Source organism: Terrisporobacter muris, from assembly GCF_024621905.1.
Lineage (GTDB): Bacteria > Bacillota > Clostridia > Peptostreptococcales > Peptostreptococcaceae > Terrisporobacter > Terrisporobacter muris.
This window is the reverse complement of the sequence record NZ_JANKBY010000465.1, coordinates 1-2,198: the sequence shown is the minus strand read 5'-3', so window position 1 is coordinate 2,198 and position 2,198 is coordinate 1. Positions and strand designations below refer to the sequence as shown.

General features: G+C 27.9%; 1 protein-coding gene and 1 pseudogene. Both read left to right on the top strand.

The window, feature by feature from the left end; genetic code table 11:
* Positions 1 to 237 (top strand): YcxB family protein (locus NSA58_RS19255; protein ID WP_257560871.1); only part of this gene is annotated, 237 nt, incomplete at its 5' end.
* Positions 238 to 498: 261 nt separating this feature from the next.
* A pseudogene (locus NSA58_RS19250) lies at positions 499 to 1,926 on the top strand (potassium/proton antiporter).
* Positions 1,927 to 2,198: the final 272 nt, after the last annotated feature.

Genomic DNA, 2,198 nt, shown 5'->3' with positions numbered 1-2,198 from the left:
TTTGGAAGTAAGACTTTAGAAATTATTGATGGGACAATAGTAGTAAAAGGGGATTCTATATCAGAAACAGTATCGTTAGAAAGTATAAAAGATGTAAAAGTTTACGAAGATATGATCCTTATATATATAAGTGGATTTGTAGCTCATATAATTCCAAGGAGATATTTAGATAAAGAAATAGAGAAAGAACTTATGAAAGAGCTTAAAAAATGTAAGGCTTTAGAACAATTAAAGTAAAACGTGCTCCTTTGGAGGTGTAACGGAGAACCGTATCATAAGTAAGTGATACGGTTTTTAATTTTATGGAAATGTATATCGTGTTAATCAAAAAAAGAAAACTATATGGTACATTATTTTTAACATAAAATTAATATACTGTATCTATGCAATAAATGTGAAATAATGTAAAATTATTTATAAAATGAATTAGTAATGTACATTAGATGTAAATTAAACATATTCAAAATAATAAAAATTAATATATAAAGGAGGAATTCTATGACAGAACTAATGATAATTAGTGGTTTAGTATTAATTATTTGTATAACTTCGACTAAGGTTTTATATAAATTTGGAGTGCCGATGCTTCTTATATTTATTGTACTGGGGATGTTATTTGGATCAGATGGATTAGTTGGAATTTATTTTGATAACTATGAATTAGCAAGTAAGTTATCTTCCCTAGGCTTGGTATTTATTATGTTTTATGGAGGTTTCGGAACAAACTGGAATATGGCTAAACCTATAGCAATTCCATCAATATTGATGTCTTCATTAGGAGTTGCAATTACGGCAGGTCTTACAGGTTTATTCTGCCATTTAGTAATAAAGACTACATTATTAGAAGGAGTGTTAATAGGAGCAATAGTTGCCTCTACAGATGCTGCATCAGTATTTGCTGTTCTAAGAGCTCAAAAATTAAATTTAAAAGGATCATTAGCATAACTTTTAGAAGTAGAAAGTGGAAGTAATGATCCGATTGCTTATATGATGACCCTTATAGTATTGACTATGATGAAGAGTTCTGGCGAATTAAGCTTGAGCACAGTAGTACCTATGATACTTATGCAAATTATATTTGGCTTAATAGTGGGCTTTTTATTTGCAAAGGGTACAGTTTATATACTTAGATATTCAAACTTTGAAGTAGATGTATTTTATACAATTTTTGTGACGGCAGTTGCAATACTTTCATATTCATTTAGTGAGTTTTTTGGAGGAAATGGATATTTAAGTGTGTATATTGCAGGAATAATAATAGGAAATAGTAAGATACCTAAAAAGAAAAGTATGTTTCATTTCTTTGATGGTATTTCATGGATTATGCAAATTGCATTATTTTTTATGCTAGGCCTTCTATCTTTCCCATCAAGATTACCTTATATTACAGCAACTTCAGTATCGATATCTGTATTTATGATATTAATTGCAAGACCACTAGCTACATTTATAATTCTTAGCCCATTTAAATTTACAATTAAGGAAAAACTATTTATATCATGGGTTGGACTTAGAGGAGCGGCATCTGTTGTTTTTGCAATATTTGCAGTTACATATGGAGTCAATATAGAAAATGATATATTCCATATAATATTCTTTATAGCTTTATTTTCTGTTGCAATACAGGGAACACTTATACCTAAGGTTGCTAGCTTACTAGATTTAGTCGATACAGAATATGAAGGTTCAGTTCTGAGAACATTTACAGATTATACAGGAGAAATAAATACTGATTTGTTAGAGGTCAACATATCAAATGATAGCAAATGGATAAATAAAATGATTATGGATGCAAATATACCAGAAGAAATACTTATTGTTATGATAAAACGAGATAATAAGATATTAGTTCCTAAAGGATCTACTGTAATAAAAGGTGGAGATACCCTAGTTCTAAGTGGTAATAATATAAAAAGTTTAATATAAATTAGTTTATGAGACTAAGTTTAAGTATTATTATGGGTTGCTAAATAAACAAGGCAACTCATTTTTGTGTTTTTAGGAATAAATTGTGTAAGCATAAAAATAGTTTCATAATCTAAGTAAACTAAAATATAAAAACTACAACAATGGCAATAGCTTTAGGGAGTAATAGATATTATAATATAATAATATTTAAAAACTAGGAGCTTACTAAATTAATTAAAAGTAATAATTTAGTATGATAAAAATAGTAAAAATAGAGACTACAAAGGATT